Source organism: Spirosoma gilvum (assembly GCF_054776815.1).
In genome coordinates this window covers 368925-383663 of record NZ_BAAHBH010000007.1, presented here as the reverse complement: position 1 = coordinate 383663, position 14739 = coordinate 368925, and the positions used below count along the sequence as shown (strand labels likewise).

The 14739-nt window shown below is 48.9% G+C and carries 9 protein-coding genes; 4 read left to right on the top strand and 5 right to left on the bottom strand.

From position 1 onward, the window contains the following. Positions 1-1485: a RagB/SusD family nutrient uptake outer membrane protein gene (locus ACYVFD_RS20270; protein WP_461092322.1), complete on the bottom strand. Its 1485-nt coding sequence runs from the start codon at positions 1483-1485 to the stop codon at positions 1-3. A gap of 50 nt (positions 1486-1535) precedes the next feature. Next, a complete protein-coding gene (locus tag ACYVFD_RS20265) occupies positions 1536-4583 on the bottom strand; it encodes a SusC/RagA family TonB-linked outer membrane protein (RefSeq protein WP_461092320.1) in 3048 nt (1015 codons plus the stop codon). A gap of 173 nt (positions 4584-4756) precedes the next feature. Here ACYVFD_RS20265 and ACYVFD_RS20260 point away from each other — a divergent pair, with 173 nt between their 5' ends. Further along, complete coding sequence (locus tag ACYVFD_RS20260) at positions 4757-6100, top strand: hypothetical protein (protein WP_461092318.1); 1344 nt, start codon at positions 4757-4759, stop codon at positions 6098-6100. 4 nt (positions 6101-6104) lie between these two features. Here the strand turns inward: ACYVFD_RS20260 and ACYVFD_RS20255 are convergent, their stop codons facing one another. From ACYVFD_RS20255 to ACYVFD_RS20245, 3 genes are all read right to left on the bottom strand, one after another. Continuing rightward, positions 6105-6311, bottom strand: a complete 207-nt coding sequence (locus ACYVFD_RS20255) for a hypothetical protein (protein WP_461092316.1) — start codon at positions 6309-6311, stop codon at positions 6105-6107. A 1064-nt stretch (positions 6312-7375) separates the two neighbouring features. Next, positions 7376-7675: a hypothetical protein gene (locus ACYVFD_RS20250; RefSeq protein WP_461092314.1), complete on the bottom strand. Its 300-nt coding sequence runs from the start codon at positions 7673-7675 to the stop codon at positions 7376-7378. 35 nt (positions 7676-7710) lie between these two features. After that, entirely contained in the window at positions 7711-8073 is a 363-nt protein-coding gene (locus ACYVFD_RS20245; protein ID WP_461092312.1) for a LytTR family DNA-binding domain-containing protein, read from the bottom strand. Positions 8074-9101: 1028 nt separating this feature from the next. Here ACYVFD_RS20245 and ACYVFD_RS20240 point away from each other — a divergent pair. From ACYVFD_RS20240 to ACYVFD_RS20230, 3 genes are all read left to right on the top strand, one after another. Then, a complete protein-coding gene (locus ACYVFD_RS20240; protein ID WP_461092310.1) occupies positions 9102-9692 on the top strand; it encodes an RNA polymerase sigma-70 factor in 591 nt (196 codons plus the stop codon). A 390-nt stretch (positions 9693-10082) separates the two neighbouring features. Then, positions 10083-11117, top strand: a complete 1035-nt coding sequence (locus ACYVFD_RS20235; protein WP_461092308.1) for a FecR family protein — start codon at positions 10083-10085, stop codon at positions 11115-11117. Between the two features lie 287 nt (positions 11118-11404). Next, the gene (locus tag ACYVFD_RS20230; protein ID WP_461092306.1) at positions 11405-14728 is read left to right on the top strand and encodes a TonB-dependent receptor; all 3324 of its coding nucleotides are present in this window, start codon (positions 11405-11407) and stop codon (positions 14726-14728) included. Positions 14729-14739 lie beyond the last annotated feature (11 nt).

The window sequence follows — 14739 nt, the reverse complement described above, 5'->3', positions numbered from 1 at the left end:
TTACTCCCAACCGGGGTTTTGTGTGAGTTTTGGATTGGCCTGGATTTCTTCCAGCGGAATGGGGTAGTAGCGATGTTTAGCCTGTGGGGTACGCGTCGGATACACATCGTTTACGGCTTTGGGTATCACCGTCAGGAAGGTGTTGGTGCGTGTCAGGTCAAACCAGCGGTCGGCTTCGGCAAACAGCTCCCAAGAGCGTTCCTGAAGTACAGCCGCAATAAAGGCATCCTTACTAAGTCCCGGCGTTAAGTCGTTCAACCCGGCTCGTTTTCGAATGGTGTTGATGTAGCCGTAGGCAAGTGCTGTCGCGCCATTTTGCCGGGCTTCAGCTTCGGCCGCAATCAAGTACACATCGGCCAGACGAATAATTGGGAAGTTACAGTTGTTGGCTTCTGCAATCGAGTTGGGATCACGGTATTTGCGGATTAGTACCCCTTTGGGTGTAATAGGCGTAACATCTTTCTGGCGAACAATGGCACCGGAAACGTCGCGGTAGGTTGTATCCAGCAACTGACGACGCTTGTCTTTTGGATCGAAGGAGTCGAAGAAGGCCTGATAGGCAAACCAGGAGCCGTACGATACCTTGGCATAATCGGGGCCGCTGCTATTTTTGGGACCGGCAATACCCATCACCGTCAACCAGCGACTAGGTGTTACGCGATCAGCTTCTACGGCCCACATATTTTCGATACGAGCGGCATCTTCTTTATCGACGTCAAATACGTCCAACACGTTTGGCATCAGCGAATACTTACCTGAACTGATCGTAGCCTGCGCCAGTTGCAATGCCTTCGACCAGTCTTCGTTGTACAGCGCCACTTTGGCATACAATCCCTGAATCGCTTCTTTCGACGGACGACCTTTTACTAAGTTGGCTGAATAGGAAGGGAGCCCGGCAATGGCCTGATCCAGATCGCTGTAAATCTGCTTGTAGATGTCAGCCTTCGGGCTTTTCGGAACGAGGGCTTCGGTTTCGCTGGTGCTGGCTTTAGTTTTGACCGGCACCTCGTTGAACGTCTTGGCTAATGTCCAGTGATACAACCCGCGTAGGGCGTAGGCTTCGGCTACGATTTCGGTTCGGCGCTGGGCATCCATCTGAATAGTCGGTACCTTTTCGATGATCCAGTTTGTATTCTCGATGCCTTTGTAACTAAATCGCCAGATACCCTGTGGCCCTTCGGTTTCGTGTCGGCCCGAATTGCGTTGCGCCGTAAAATACGGATCGTAGGTGAATAGCGTAATAGTATTGCGACCAACCACCGCACGCGGATAGGCCTGATCGGCTGCGAAATCGGAAGCGGCTACCAGCGGAAACCCGTAGAGGTTAATCAGCGAACCCGCAGCCGACGCAAGGCCCGCTTCGGCATCCGAGGCTGTCTTATAAAAATTTGTCGTAAAGATGGACGAATACACTGACTCATCCAGCTTGCTGCACGAGACCGTCAGGCCCGACAACGCCATCAGCAGCAGAAAGGGTTTTTTCATAAATAGTAAAGAGTGAAAGAGTGATCTAACGAGCGGTCCGATTTCGCTCTTTAAAAGGTGATTTGCAGTCCGCTCAGATACGAGCGGGCGATGGGGTAGGTGCCGTTATCGATGAATTGCGTGGTGGCGTTGCCGAAGTTGTTGACTTCGGGATCGTAGCCGCTGTATTTGGTAAGCGTGAGCGCATTGTTGGCACTGACGTACACCCGTATCTGACTGATACCTTTGATTTTGGGTAAGGTGTAACCCAGCGATATATTTTTCAGCCGAACAAACGACGCATCTTCTACGTACCGATCCGAAAGCGGTAACCGTCCACCCTGAAAGCCGCTGGCGTATTCGTTACTGGGGTTCGTGGGCGACCACCGATTGGCCAAGCCTGCCAGTACATTCTGTTGACCCAGTGCTGTTTCGAAGGTGTAGCGGAACAGGTTCATAAGTTTGTTACCCTGCACCCCCTGCACGAACAGATTCAGGTCGAAACCCCGATAGCGAAATGAGGAGGAGAAACCAAAAATGTACTTCGGTTGCGCGTTGCCCGCAATAACCTGATCGGCGGCTGTGATGGTACCATCACCGTTGATGTCTTTTACCTTGTGGCCACCAACCCGTCCATCGTAACCCGATAAAATCGTTTCGCCCGTTTGGCTGATGCCGTCGAATACATACGTCCGGTAAAGACCCATCGGGTAGCCTACTTTGAGTAGGGCAAAGGCCGAACGAGGTAGTTCGTCGATTACACCGTCGAGGGCCAGCACTTCGTTGTTGTTGAAGGTAATGTTGGCCGACGCATCCCATTGAAGGCCACGTCCACCACCGGGCAAAATCCGCCCGTTGACGGCCAGTTCTACGCCTTTATTCCGAATCGAACCGAAATTGCCCGTTAGTGCCGTATAGCCCGACGACATGGGTAATACTTTCTGAAATAGTAGATTGTCCGTCCGTTTGTTATAATAGTCAGCTACGAGCGACAACCGGTTGTGGAACAGGCTGATGTCTAACCCTATATCCACCTGTGTCGAGCGTTCCCATTGCAGGTCTGGGTTTGGAATGGCGCTTGGATTGATACCCGTAACCGAAACGTGGTTGTAATTATAGTTCAGACCCGAAGCGCTGACGGTGGCCAATGATTGATACGGATCAATGGCACCCGCGTTTCCAGTGATGCCCCAGCTACCGCGTAGTTTCAGATCAGTAACAACCGGAACCGACTTCATAAACGACTCCTCGACAATTCGCCAGGCGCCTGCTACGGCCGGGAAGAAGCCATATTTATTGTTCTCGCCAAACTTGCTCGATCCATCGGCGCGGGCCGTCAGATCCAGAAAATATTTGTCTTTGTAGCCATAGTTGATCCGGCCCAGATACGAGTCTAGGCGGGATTTACTTTTGTCGCTACCAATCCGCTGGTTGACGGCCAGGCCGACCGAGTTGTTTTCTGTAACGTCGTTCGGGAAATTCGAAGCTGTTTGGGAATAGATCTGATTCACATTGGCTTGGGTGGCCAATACCGCCGTTGCCGTGAGGGTATGGTGTTCGGCGATCCGGGTGCGGTAGGTAAAAATGCTTTCGTGCAGGAGCGTACGACCATACGCGCTTACATTACTCGCACTGCCTCCACCCGATGCCAGTTGCGACTGACTTAACAGCGACAAAGGGGAATAGGACTCCGCCAATGTATTGCCCAGATCGGCGTTGAAACTCGGGCGGTACGTAAATCCTTTGAACAGCGTAAAATCAACGTACACATTTGCCAAAATCCGCTGAGTGGTCTGCCGGTTGATGGGCGTGATAAAGTTCAGCGGGTTCGTCACCTCCTGGTATTGCCCGTTCATCTGATCCTGAAATGGGAATACGCTGCCATCGGGCCGATAGGGAGTCAGTGTGGGTGGAGCAGCTACAGCAGCGCCCAGAACACCAGCCCGGCTACTCGTTACATCGGAGCCGGTACCGCCTACGCTCAGCCCTTTATTGACCGAATAGCCGTAGTACAAACTGGTGCCAATCTTGACTCGATCACTGAGCCGATGGTCGATGTTGGAGCGAAACGAGTAGCGGGTAAAATTGGAGTTTTTGATGATGCCGTCCTGATTGAAATAGTTCAGCGACAGCGCCAGTTGTGTTTTTTGGTTACCACCCGACACCGAAAGCTGATGACTTTGAATGGGCGCTTTGCGGAAAATCAGACTCTGCCAGTCGGTTCCCTGTCCGAGGCTGGTCGGGTCGGCATAGATCGACCGTTTGTAAACCTCATTTTCGAGTTGGGCAAACTGTTGGGCGTTCAGTACATTGAGTGTTTTATTGACCTGCTGCGTGCCACCATACCCATCGTAGCTGACGCGCGTACCGCCATCTTTACCTCGTTTGGTCGTAATCAGAACCACGCCATTGGCTGCGCGAGCCCCATAAATAGCCGTTGAGGACGCATCTTTCAGGACTTCAATCGACTCAATGTCGTTCGGGTTGATTTGTGAAAGCGGGCTCACATCCGTAATGCCACCACTGTTTGAAATCTGAATACCATCGATCACATACAGTGGTTCCGAGCTACCGTTGATGGAGTTGGTCCCCCGTATGCGAACGCTGACGTTGCCCCCCGGTGCCCCCGAGTTTTGCGTGATCTGGACACCCGCTACCCGTGCCTGTAACCCCTGCGCTACGTTGGCCACGGGGGTTTGTAACAGATCGGCAGCTTTCACGGAAGCAATGGCCCCCGTTGTTTCGATCTTGCGCTGCGTACCGTAACCGACCACCACCACTTCTTCCAGCGCTTTGGTGTCGGGGGCTAGTTGAACATCAATCGTTGTTCGACTGCCAACGGTCAGTTCCTGACTCAGGTAGCCAACAAAACTGACGACCACAACGGCCCCTTTTGTCGGAACAGCTAGCTGGAATAGCCCTTTGGTATCGGTTACGGTTCCGCGCTGGGTTCCTTTCAGCAACACGCTGACACCCGGCAAGGTCATGCCTTTTTCGTCAGTAATTGTACCCGAAATGGTTCGGTCGTCGGTAGGGCGGGCGGAGGGGACCGGCTGCGCCAGCAGGGGTGTAACCCAGCCCCAAAAAACAACGCAGTAGAGTAAAAGTTTTTGTCGCATAATATTCTGATATTTATAGTTTTTATGGCAAGAGTTCCGTCAGGTGACGGTGGTGAAATGCGAGTATGCAAAGGTAATTTTGGACTTTGCGTTGATCGTAGCATGGCCATAACCATTCTCCTGATCGAAATTTTGGATAAGCTAATACGTTGAATGATAGCGTATTGACGTGTATGATTACGGAAAATGGACAACATAATAAAGCCGAAGTCTTCTATCTGGTAGAGGTATGTTGTCAGCGCGTCAGTGAAGCATTTGGCAAACCAGATCGGGAGAAATGGACGAACAGTGATTACATTAACCTGAGTCAGGTCCTTTTTCGGAAAACACGCGTACGAATAAGTCCCAATACACTGAAGCGCATCTTTGGTAAAATCAAGACCGACTCACGGTATTATCCGCAGAGAGCGACCCGGGATGCCCTGGCTATTTACCTGGGTCATCGCGACTGGGAGCAGTTCGTACAGGTGCAGGAGTGGACAGACCGAATGGCAGATCCGAAACCGGCTGAGGTGGTCGTTCAGCCCCTTTCTGTTATTCTCGAAAAACAGCCGATAAACGCTGGTAAATCGGCAACGCGTAAGTGGTTGTGGCTTTTATTAGCTGCTATAGTGCTTCTGACCGGCCTGATTTTCCTATATACACAGCAGGTCGATGCAGACCCTGAACCGGCAACGCTGGTTTGCCGCAATCCATTGGGCGAAAATCCACATTCGGCGGTATTTGAGCTTAAACGACAACGGCCTGGCTCAGGAGAGTCGGCGCAATACACAATTCAATACGGCGATGGGAAGCGGGAGCGAACAAACGCTGCCGACAGTATGTACACGCATTATTACGAGCGGCCGGGCCGGTATTTTGCCCTGTTACAGCAAGATGGGATAACCATCGATTCGGCTACGGTGTATGTGCAAACCAAAGGATGGACCGTTACGGCCAATATGATGCACGACACTAGCCGGGTTTATCCTATAGAGATAAAAAATCTGTTTGCCAACGGACGGCGGAGTGTAAGCGCTCAGGAAGCGGCCCACGCGGGTATCGATACCAATCGCACATTCTTCATGGAGTTTATCAACAGTCAGCCGACCCGTATCGATGGGGATAATTTCGAGTTGACGACCCGCTTGGCTACATCACCCGATCGGGCTGGGGTTCGTTGTTCGCAGGTAGGATTAACGGTATGGGGCGAATCGTCACAACACTTGTTCGACGTGATGAAATCGGGTTGTGTGCACTGGATTGACCTGCAAACATCTGAGATCCATAAGAATGGACACCGTGATGACTTAAGCTTTCTGGGGGCCGACCTTCGTGGGGGAGGAACAATAAAGCTGAAAGTGATTGATAAACAGGCTCAAATTTTTATCAACAACAAAAAGGTGTACGAATCTCAATACACAAAACCACTCAAACGAATTTACGGGGTGCGGATTCAGTTTTCGGGTATTGGGATTGTTCATTCCTTTGTATTAAAGGATTTGCGAACGAATACTGGATTCGATGGTAATTTCTGAAGGCTTAATGAGCCAGCCTTCGTCTAAAAAAGAAAAATCCTCCTACTGTATACAGTAATATAGCGGCAGTTTCCAGGGTAGCTTCAATATGGTCATTTGCGTAAGCCCCCGTTTTATAATCCTGCACCCAGTCGATAAGGGCAGCACAATACACGAAAAGTCCAATGATGGTAAGCGTGACTATACCCAGGAGAAGCAGTGTCTGTCGCATAAGATAATCAAAGCCGATTTTGTATAGGCCCGACCGGACATGGCATCCAGCCAGAACCGATAGTATCACGGGAAAGCGACAATTTGTCTGCCAAATTTTAGAAACCCCTATCTATTTGGTAAGCTGAGCAGCCAGCATTCGTTTAAAAAGCCTGGATAAACGCAAATAGCTATTTATATATGCTAATGAATTCACGTATTTAGCTTACTGCTCTGGAAATCAGCCTATCTGTGTGGGGAATAAACTCTACAAAATTGAGGGGTTATACAAACAATTTTTCTACAACTGGCTTAATCGATCAGCTTGAAAAACAAGCTAAGCTAGCGGTAGAGGCTGTATAAATTCAAGTCTGCTGACTTCCACCAGGCCCTAGCTGTGATATACAATGCAGGCTTATTTTTTTGCTAATAAGCAGCTCAGTGAAACTAGTTTAGCATATGCTGCAAGGACGTTTCTGTCATCCCGAGGAACGAGGGATCTTCGGAGATGGTATAAAAGGTAATCTCCGAAGATCCCTCGTTCCTCGGGATGACAGAAATAACCTAATGTATTGTCACGAGCCTACTTAGATTTGCGCACTTAGGGTTTGTAAAAGACGATAGCAAGATTTTTTCAACCGGCAGACTAGACTGCTTAAAATCAGTAACTTCCAGACTATATAGCTTTTAAGTTCGATAGGTAGTAAGGTTGCAAAGCCCAAAGCTAGATATGATTGCTTGATAATTTTTTCTTGTAAATAAATGAGTTGCTCTAACCTTATCGCCATTAACTGGTTGTATTCTTCAATAAGTTACCACTTCCCATAATATGTAAAGGATATGTCTACTCGTGATTTTAGATTGTCTCGTCAGTCCGGTCCTGACGAACGTCCACCTGTACGATTGACAATTACGGCCTATGCCGTCTTATTTACCGCTTTCTTAGGCCTTTTAATCTTAAGGCTGAGCCGGTTTATAGACTGGTCGTGGTGGTGGATTACAGTGCCTCTTTGGGCTGGTCCAATTGGCCAATTAGTCTGGGTACTACGTGAGCGATTTCGGTCCAGACAATTCGATAGCCCCCGGTCAATTCGGTAGCCAGCCAATTCCGTTTTCTGCTCGCTGATGAATCTGTTCAGTGGGTTGTCCTTCCGTTTGAGAGTCGATTTTAGTACTGGCTTCCCTGCGTAATCGTATTTGAATAAACCGAAACGCCATATAACAATACGACAGAATGGCGATGGTTTCGCAGGTTACTTCTACAAGATCGCGTTCGTAAGCTCCTGATTTCATATCCTGAAACCAGTCGATCAATACCCAGCCATAGGCCGTAAAGCAGATGATCCCTGCCAGAATTATACTGGTGGTCAAAAAGGATTGTTTCATGACAATAAGTTAATGGGGTCCTGGACTGTAATCTCTTAGGCCAGCGCCGGTGAGGACCGGTTGATTTTGGCCAGGACTTCTATAATTCGTCGGCGCGATACTTTAGCCTTATATTCGTCAGGTAAACCGACCTCCATCGACTGTGCGTCGTGATGAAAAACGGTTTGTATAAACGTCGGGTTAATTAATTCTGATTTATGAACCCGAACGAAATCAGGCAATTGTTCCTCGAACCATTTCAGTGTTTGGGCCAGTAGAACCGGTCTGGGCTGGTTGGCCAGATACATCCAGCTATAATTCCCGTAGCCCTGTAACCGGACAATAGTTTTCAGCGAAATAACCTTTTTCAGACCCGGTAATTTGATAGAACCAGCGGTTTGGAGCATTGAATTGTTCATAAATAAGTCATCAGATTGAATGGATTGAGCCACCAGCCAAACGGTACTAACGTAAAGAGTAGACGCCAAGGATTGGTGATACACGATAGCCGATCCTACCTGTCAGACGAAACAATCAGGTAGATAGCCGATAGCCGCTAACCAAGACAAAGTTTCCTGATGAGTCGGAAAACTTGATCGGATAGGTATCAGATGTTCAGCAAATAACTCAAGGTAGTTGTTGCGAGAATCTTAAATCGGTACGAGAGACGTTCCAGGAGTCAGTCAGGGGAGGAGAATCGTAAAACAGGCTGGGTACGTCTTGATAAAAAGAGAATTGGCAAATTTGCTGGGGGGATTGGAAAGACAGCGTTGAGGGGAGGTGCGAAATAAAGCGGACAGGGTCAATAGCAAAAGCAGGCTTACCGTAGACAGCCAGTATCGATGAGCGTCTCTGTCGATCCTTGATCGACTGCAAGGGTAATTCTCCAACTAAAGGAGCCTTGCTGAAAGCATTAAAACAACGTTCCATCATCAATTTTATTAATGTTTACCACTTCTATGATCTATTCAGCAATGTGTGGTTTGTGACGAAAGTCAAAGAAGAATCGCTGACGATGGTCTTAGGTTGAACAGCAGATAAACCTGGTTCTGAATAAATTGTTTGAGCCAACCCGGAATAATATGGCTTCGGTTGATGGCTGTACAGGTAATGAATAACGGTATGATTCTGAAGTTTAGCCTTGAGAAAGCGTATTGACCGAATCCTTCGAAAAATATAATTAACTTCCCACCTGTTAGAAAATAGCTCCAGATGGCTATATGTATATTTTTTACGCCTTTGATTCAAAAGAACGTACGTAGCAGACTGGTTGGTAACGTTGCCGGGAACGATTGCATAGAAAAAGTCAATTATATACTTGCAAAAGTAAAGCATTAACAGAAGTTTACTAAGTGAAACATAGCTCACGGGTTTTGTAGATGAGCTATGTTTTATGTAAAAAGTACAATTCGTTGTACTTGCTTAAGTGGCTAAACTCTGTACGCTTGTGAATTACAAATCGTTACCGGACGAATTACTGCTGGTTTATTTGCGGACAGGGGATGAACTGGCTTTTCGGACCATTTACCAGCGCTATTGGAAAAAACTCTATTCCATTGCCCGGCGGAAAATTGAATCCATTGAGGTTGTCGAGGAAATTGTTCAGGATATATTTCTCAAGCTATGGGAGCGCCGGGGCACCCTGCGAATTGAGCAGTTAGAAGCTTACTTAGTTACAGCCGTTCGCTACGCGGCTATCAATCACATTAAGTCGATGATTATTCACGGGAAATATGCCGACTATGCCGTCGATTTTTTTTCGGAAGCCGTTAACACAACCGATGAGCAACTGGAACTGAATGAGTTGATGCGTGTAGTCGAAAAGCAGTTAAACGATCTGCCTGACAAAACCCGGCAAATTTTCCAGCTTAATCGCCTGGAGCATCAATCCATAAAAGAAATCTCTTCCCAATTGAAGGTTCCCGAACGAACCGTTGAGTACCATCTTAGTCTGGCTATTAAATCCCTGCGTGTTTATCTACGCGATTATCTCTCCGTGGTAATTTGTATACTCTCCTCCTGGTTGTCGGCCAACTAGTGCAACTTTAATTCGAAAATTGGAGATCAAAATCGTTTCTCTCCCTTCTTAAACTTTCTATAGTTACCAGTATTTAGGTTGCCTTTTGTCATTCCGACCGGAGGGAGGAATCTCAACGTCGCTTGTTAGTCAAGGTTGAGATTCCTCCCTCCGGTCGGAATGACAAAGGCACGCCAAGTTGTTCTCGAAAAAGATAAGGTTAAACAGCCTATGTTTTCTCACCGATACGAGACTTTACCATAAAATACGTAATAGGATATTCTATGATTTTATTGAGAATAATTATAGCCCAGGTCAATATTCATTGTATCTTTTGAATAAATAACTGGACCGATTGCGGTTGACGCCCCCTTTCATTGACTCTAAGAAAGGAAACCATCACTACAGGGCATGAGCCGGAAATCGTTCGGTCAACTTTTACAGAAATACCTTCGGGGTGAATGCACGCCCGAAGAAAAAGCCTTTGTTGAGCACTGGTATGGCCTGTTAGAAACCGAAACCGGTGAGTCAGGGCAGGAGCTCGACTGGACGAAGCTGGAAGATCGGCTCTGGAGCCAGATGCAACAGGAAATGCATCGTGACGAGACTAGCGACGAAGCACGGGTTATTCCCATGCCTACAACCCGGTACCGCTGGGTGGGTATCGCGGCCGCTGTTATACTACTCGTAGGCTGGTTTTTTTTCCGGCCTTCAACGCCAAAGGTAGGAGCACTTTCTGCGCAAACAACTCCGGTTGGGACTGATTGGATCGAGCGGACCAATACCTCTTCCAAAGCAATACTTGTCCGTCTGGACGATGGAAGTAACGTTCACTTAGCAGCCCGAAGCACCCTGCGCTTTCCTAAAACATTCGCTTCCGACAATCGAACAGTTTACCTGACTGGCGATGCCTTTTTCGACATTCAGAAAATGCCCTCACGACCCTTCTACGTGCATACGGGCGGTGTGGTTACGAAGGTATTGGGAACGAGCTTTTTTATTCGTACTCAGGCGGCTACCAAACTGGTTCGGGTGGAAGTAGTAACCGGTCGGGTAGCTGTGTATGAAGAAACGTCGCCTAAGAAAAAGGACGACAATGGTGTAGTGCTTACCCCTAATCAGGCCGCTACGTTTTTTGGCGAAGAACAGCACTTTGTAACCGGACTGGTCGACAAACCGGTCATGATTCAGAAACCGCCGGTTGAGGTCAAATCAATCTCCTTTCAGTTCGATGATGCGCCCCTGTCGGAGGTGCTGGAGCGATTGGAGCAGGCCTATGGTATAGCGATCGAAGTCGAAAATGAACAGCAACAGAACTGCCCGCTGACGGCCGATTTAACCAATCAGCCATTGTATACGCAACTGGATATTATCTGTGCCGCGCTTAAGTCGAGCTACAAAGTGCAGGGAACAACCATCTTAATCAGCGGCAAAGGGTGCGAATAATGGGTAATGAATAATGGAAAATGTATAATGAGAGTGTAGGTAAGTGGTTGATTATCAGAAGTTTCACTGTTCATTATGCATTGTTCATTATACATTTTCCATTACACATTATTCATTAAATCAAACAGGCCTATGTAACAACTCTTCTCCTAACTCAAAAAAAAGACGCTGGTCATGCGGCTAACATGGTCCAGCGCCGATGTACTCCCTGAACGGGCAGACCGCGAATCATGCCCCGTTACCAGGAATTCGTTGTCAAATTTCCATTTAACAAACCCTTTAAAGGTATGAAAAAAAGAGAACCTGTACCAACAGGCTGCTCAACCAGCCTACGTGCTCATCCATTTTTGTGGCTCATGAAACTATCGCTTACCCAGCTTTTCCTGATGATTGCCTGCACGAGCTTTTCGTTGGCATTCGATGGCAAGGCACAGGAGTTGATGACCCGGCCCGTTACGCTCAATGTTGACGGGCAGCGGCTGCGGGCGGTGCTCAGCCAGATCGAGCGGCAGACTTCCGCCCGCTTTGTCTATAGCTCCAAAACCGTCAATCCAAATCAGCCCGTTACGATCTCGGTCAAAGAAAAATCACTGACCGAAACCCTGACAGAACTGCTAAAACCCCTCAAACTGACCTATCGACTTGTAGGCGGACAGATTGTACTGGATACGGAGAATGAAGCGCAAACACAGGTGCTCAACCCGGCCGTTGCGCCCCTGGAACACGCGGTGGCCGGAACGGTTTCCGACGAAAAAAATACCCCTTTGCCGGGCGTCAGTGTGGTCGTGAAAGGCTCGACTCGTGGTGCCACGACCGATGCAACCGGCAAATACCGCATCACGGTGCCCGATGGCAACGGTACGACACTGACATTCTCGTTTGTAGGCTATCAGAGCCAGGATGTTGTGGTGGGCAATCAAACGACGATCAACGTGTCGATGGTGCCCGACGTTAGTTCGCTCGATGAAGTAGTCGTTATTGGGTACGGTGCCGTTCGGAAGAAAGACCTGACTGGGTCCGTTGTTCAGCTCAAAAGTGAGCAGTTGAAAGAGGTTCCGACCGCCAACGTACTGGAAGCTGCTCAGGGAAAAATTGCCGGTGCCGACATTACCCGTAACAGCGGGCAGGCCGGTGCTGGCGTCAGCATCCGTATTCGGGGGAACCGTTCGATTGGTGGTAACAACGCACCCCTGATCATTGTCGATGGTATCCAGTACAGCAACCTGGAAGATATTAACGCCAACGACATCGAAACGATGGATGTACTGAAAGATGCGTCGTCGATTGCTATTTATGGATCGAGGGGTGCCAATGGGGTTATTCTGATCACGACCAAGAAAGGCAAATTGGGCAAACCGGATATTTCGTTCAATGCCTACTCGGGTATTTCACAGGTGACCATGTATCCGAAAGCGATGGATATCAATGCGTTTCGCGATTTTAAGCGCGAAGCCTGGCGGGCTGCTGGTGTTTGGAAAAGCCCCGCCGATGATGCCGCCATTTTTACCAATGTAGCCGAATACAATGCCTTGCAGAATGGCATTTGGACGGATTATCAGGATGCACTGATTCATAACGGGTTGCAGCAGGACTACCAGGTTGGTTTCCGGTCGGGTACCGAAAAACTGAAGTCGTATGTATCGGTCGATTATTACAATGAAAAAGGGATTCTCAAGCTGGACGAAATCAAACGGTACACCGGTCGCCTGAACGTCGATTACACCATCAACGACTGGATGAAAATCGGACTGTCGACGCAGCTTACCTATTACGACCAGAGTGTCCGCCGTGACCCACTGAACCAGGCCAACAAAATCAGCCCGCTAGGCTCGCTTTACGATGCCAACGGAAACTTTAACTACATCATGCTCGACGGTCAGACGGCCAACCCCTTATCGGACGAGCAACCAAATGTATTCAACAACTCGATACTGACGACCCGTATTCTGACCAATGGCTACGTTGAACTGACGCCTTTCAAAGGCTTTACCGTACGGAGCAATATTGGCGTAAACCTGGCGTCGATTCGGAATGGTGCCTATTCATCGCCTAAATCCATCGATCGTTCCCTAACGGGCAAATCGTTGGCTACCTACGATGCTAGCAACAGCCGGAGCATCAACTGGGAAAACGTGATGACCTATCAGCGGACGGTAGGGCAACACGCCTTTACGTTCACGGGAATCGCCAGCTACATCGGCAACTCGTCGGACAACGTGTCGGCTTCGGGCGTCAATCAGTTGCTGCCATCGCAGTTGTTTTACTCGCTCGGAAGTGCGACGGAAGAGATCAAGATCAACTCGGCGTATTCAAAAAACAGCCTGGTATCGTTTGCCGGTCGATTGAATTATGCATTCCGGGATCGGTATCTGTTGACGCTGACGGCTCGCGAAGATGGTTCGTCTAAACTGGCGACGGGCAACAAATGGACGTTCTTCCCATCGGCCGCCTTTGCCTGGCGTGTGATCGAAGAGAAATTCATGCAGGGCGTAAAAGGGCTTAGCGACCTGAAACTACGGGCGAGCTATGGCGTTGCTGGTAACGATCCATCGGGCCCCTATGCCACCCAAACCACCCTGACCCGTATCGCCTTTGGGTATGATGATATTGCCGCTCCGGCTTACACATTCTCCCGGAACGTGGGTAACGCAGAACTGGGCTGGGAGTTATCGTACACCAAAAACCTGGGACTTGACTTTGGTCTCTTAAACGGTCGAATCAACACATCGATTGATTATTACGACACCCGAACTGAAGATCTTTTATTGGACCGTGGCTTGCCACCAACCACGGGTGTAACGACGGTGAAGCAGAACATTGGTAAAACCCGCAACCGGGGGGTTGAGGTTACGCTGGGGAGTACCAATATTCGCACGAACAACTTTAGCTGGACCAGCAACCTAACCTTCAGCAAAAACAAGGAAGAAATTACAGAACTGGTTACCGGCGGCAACGACATTGGCAATGGCTGGTTCATCGGAAACCCGATCAATGTATTCTACGATTACGAAAAGCTGGGTATCTGGCAAACCTCAGAAATTGATGCGGCTGCGAAACTGTCACCAACCCAATTGCCCGGCGAAATCAAGGTAAAAGATCAGAATGGCGATGGCAAAATTGATGCCGTCAATGACCGCATCATTCTGGGGACACCCCGTCCGAAATGGAGTGGCGGTTTCGATAACACCGTCAAGTTCAAAGGCTTCGACCTGAATGTATTCCTCTATGCTCGTATCGGTCAGATGATAAACTCCGACCGATCGGCTCGTTTCGATCAGCAGGGTGTGGGTAACAGCACCGCCGGACTGGACTACTGGACACCCGAAAACCCGACTAATGCCTACCCCCGGCCGAACAAAAACGGCGGTCTGAAATACCTCTCAACGCTTGGTTATGTCGATGGTTCGTACGCCCGGATTCGGAATATCACGCTGGGGTATAATGTGCCAGCTACCTTCCTGCGCTCGAAGGTCATTCGGAGCGTTCGGCTCTATGCAACGGGCAAAAACCTGTTCACCTTCACCAAGCTGAACTACGATCCAGAGCGTGGCGGTTCCGAAAACTTCCCGATGACCAAGCTGTATGTATTTGGCCTGAACGTCAGTCTATAATCCCAAAATCT

Excerpts from the sequence above, each read along its gene's own strand:
- ACYVFD_RS20270 (WP_461092322.1), bottom strand. The coding sequence starts at position 1,485 with ATGAAAAAACCCTTTCTGCTGCTGATGGCGTTGTCGGGCCTGACGGTC.
- ACYVFD_RS20265 (WP_461092320.1), bottom strand. The coding sequence starts at position 4,583 with ATGCGACAAAAACTTTTACTCTACTGCGTTGTTTTTTGGGGCTGGGTT.
- ACYVFD_RS20260 (WP_461092318.1), top strand. The coding sequence starts at position 4,757 with ATGATTACGGAAAATGGACAACATAATAAAGCCGAAGTCTTCTATCTG.
- ACYVFD_RS20255 (WP_461092316.1), bottom strand. The coding sequence starts at position 6,311 with ATGCGACAGACACTGCTTCTCCTGGGTATAGTCACGCTTACCATCATT.
- ACYVFD_RS20250 (WP_461092314.1), bottom strand. The coding sequence starts at position 7,675 with ATGAAACAATCCTTTTTGACCACCAGTATAATTCTGGCAGGGATCATC.
- ACYVFD_RS20245 (WP_461092312.1), bottom strand. The coding sequence starts at position 8,073 with ATGAACAATTCAATGCTCCAAACCGCTGGTTCTATCAAATTACCGGGT.
- ACYVFD_RS20235 (WP_461092308.1), top strand. The coding sequence starts at position 10,083 with ATGAGCCGGAAATCGTTCGGTCAACTTTTACAGAAATACCTTCGGGGT.
- ACYVFD_RS20230 (WP_461092306.1), top strand. The coding sequence starts at position 11,405 with ATGAAAAAAAGAGAACCTGTACCAACAGGCTGCTCAACCAGCCTACGT.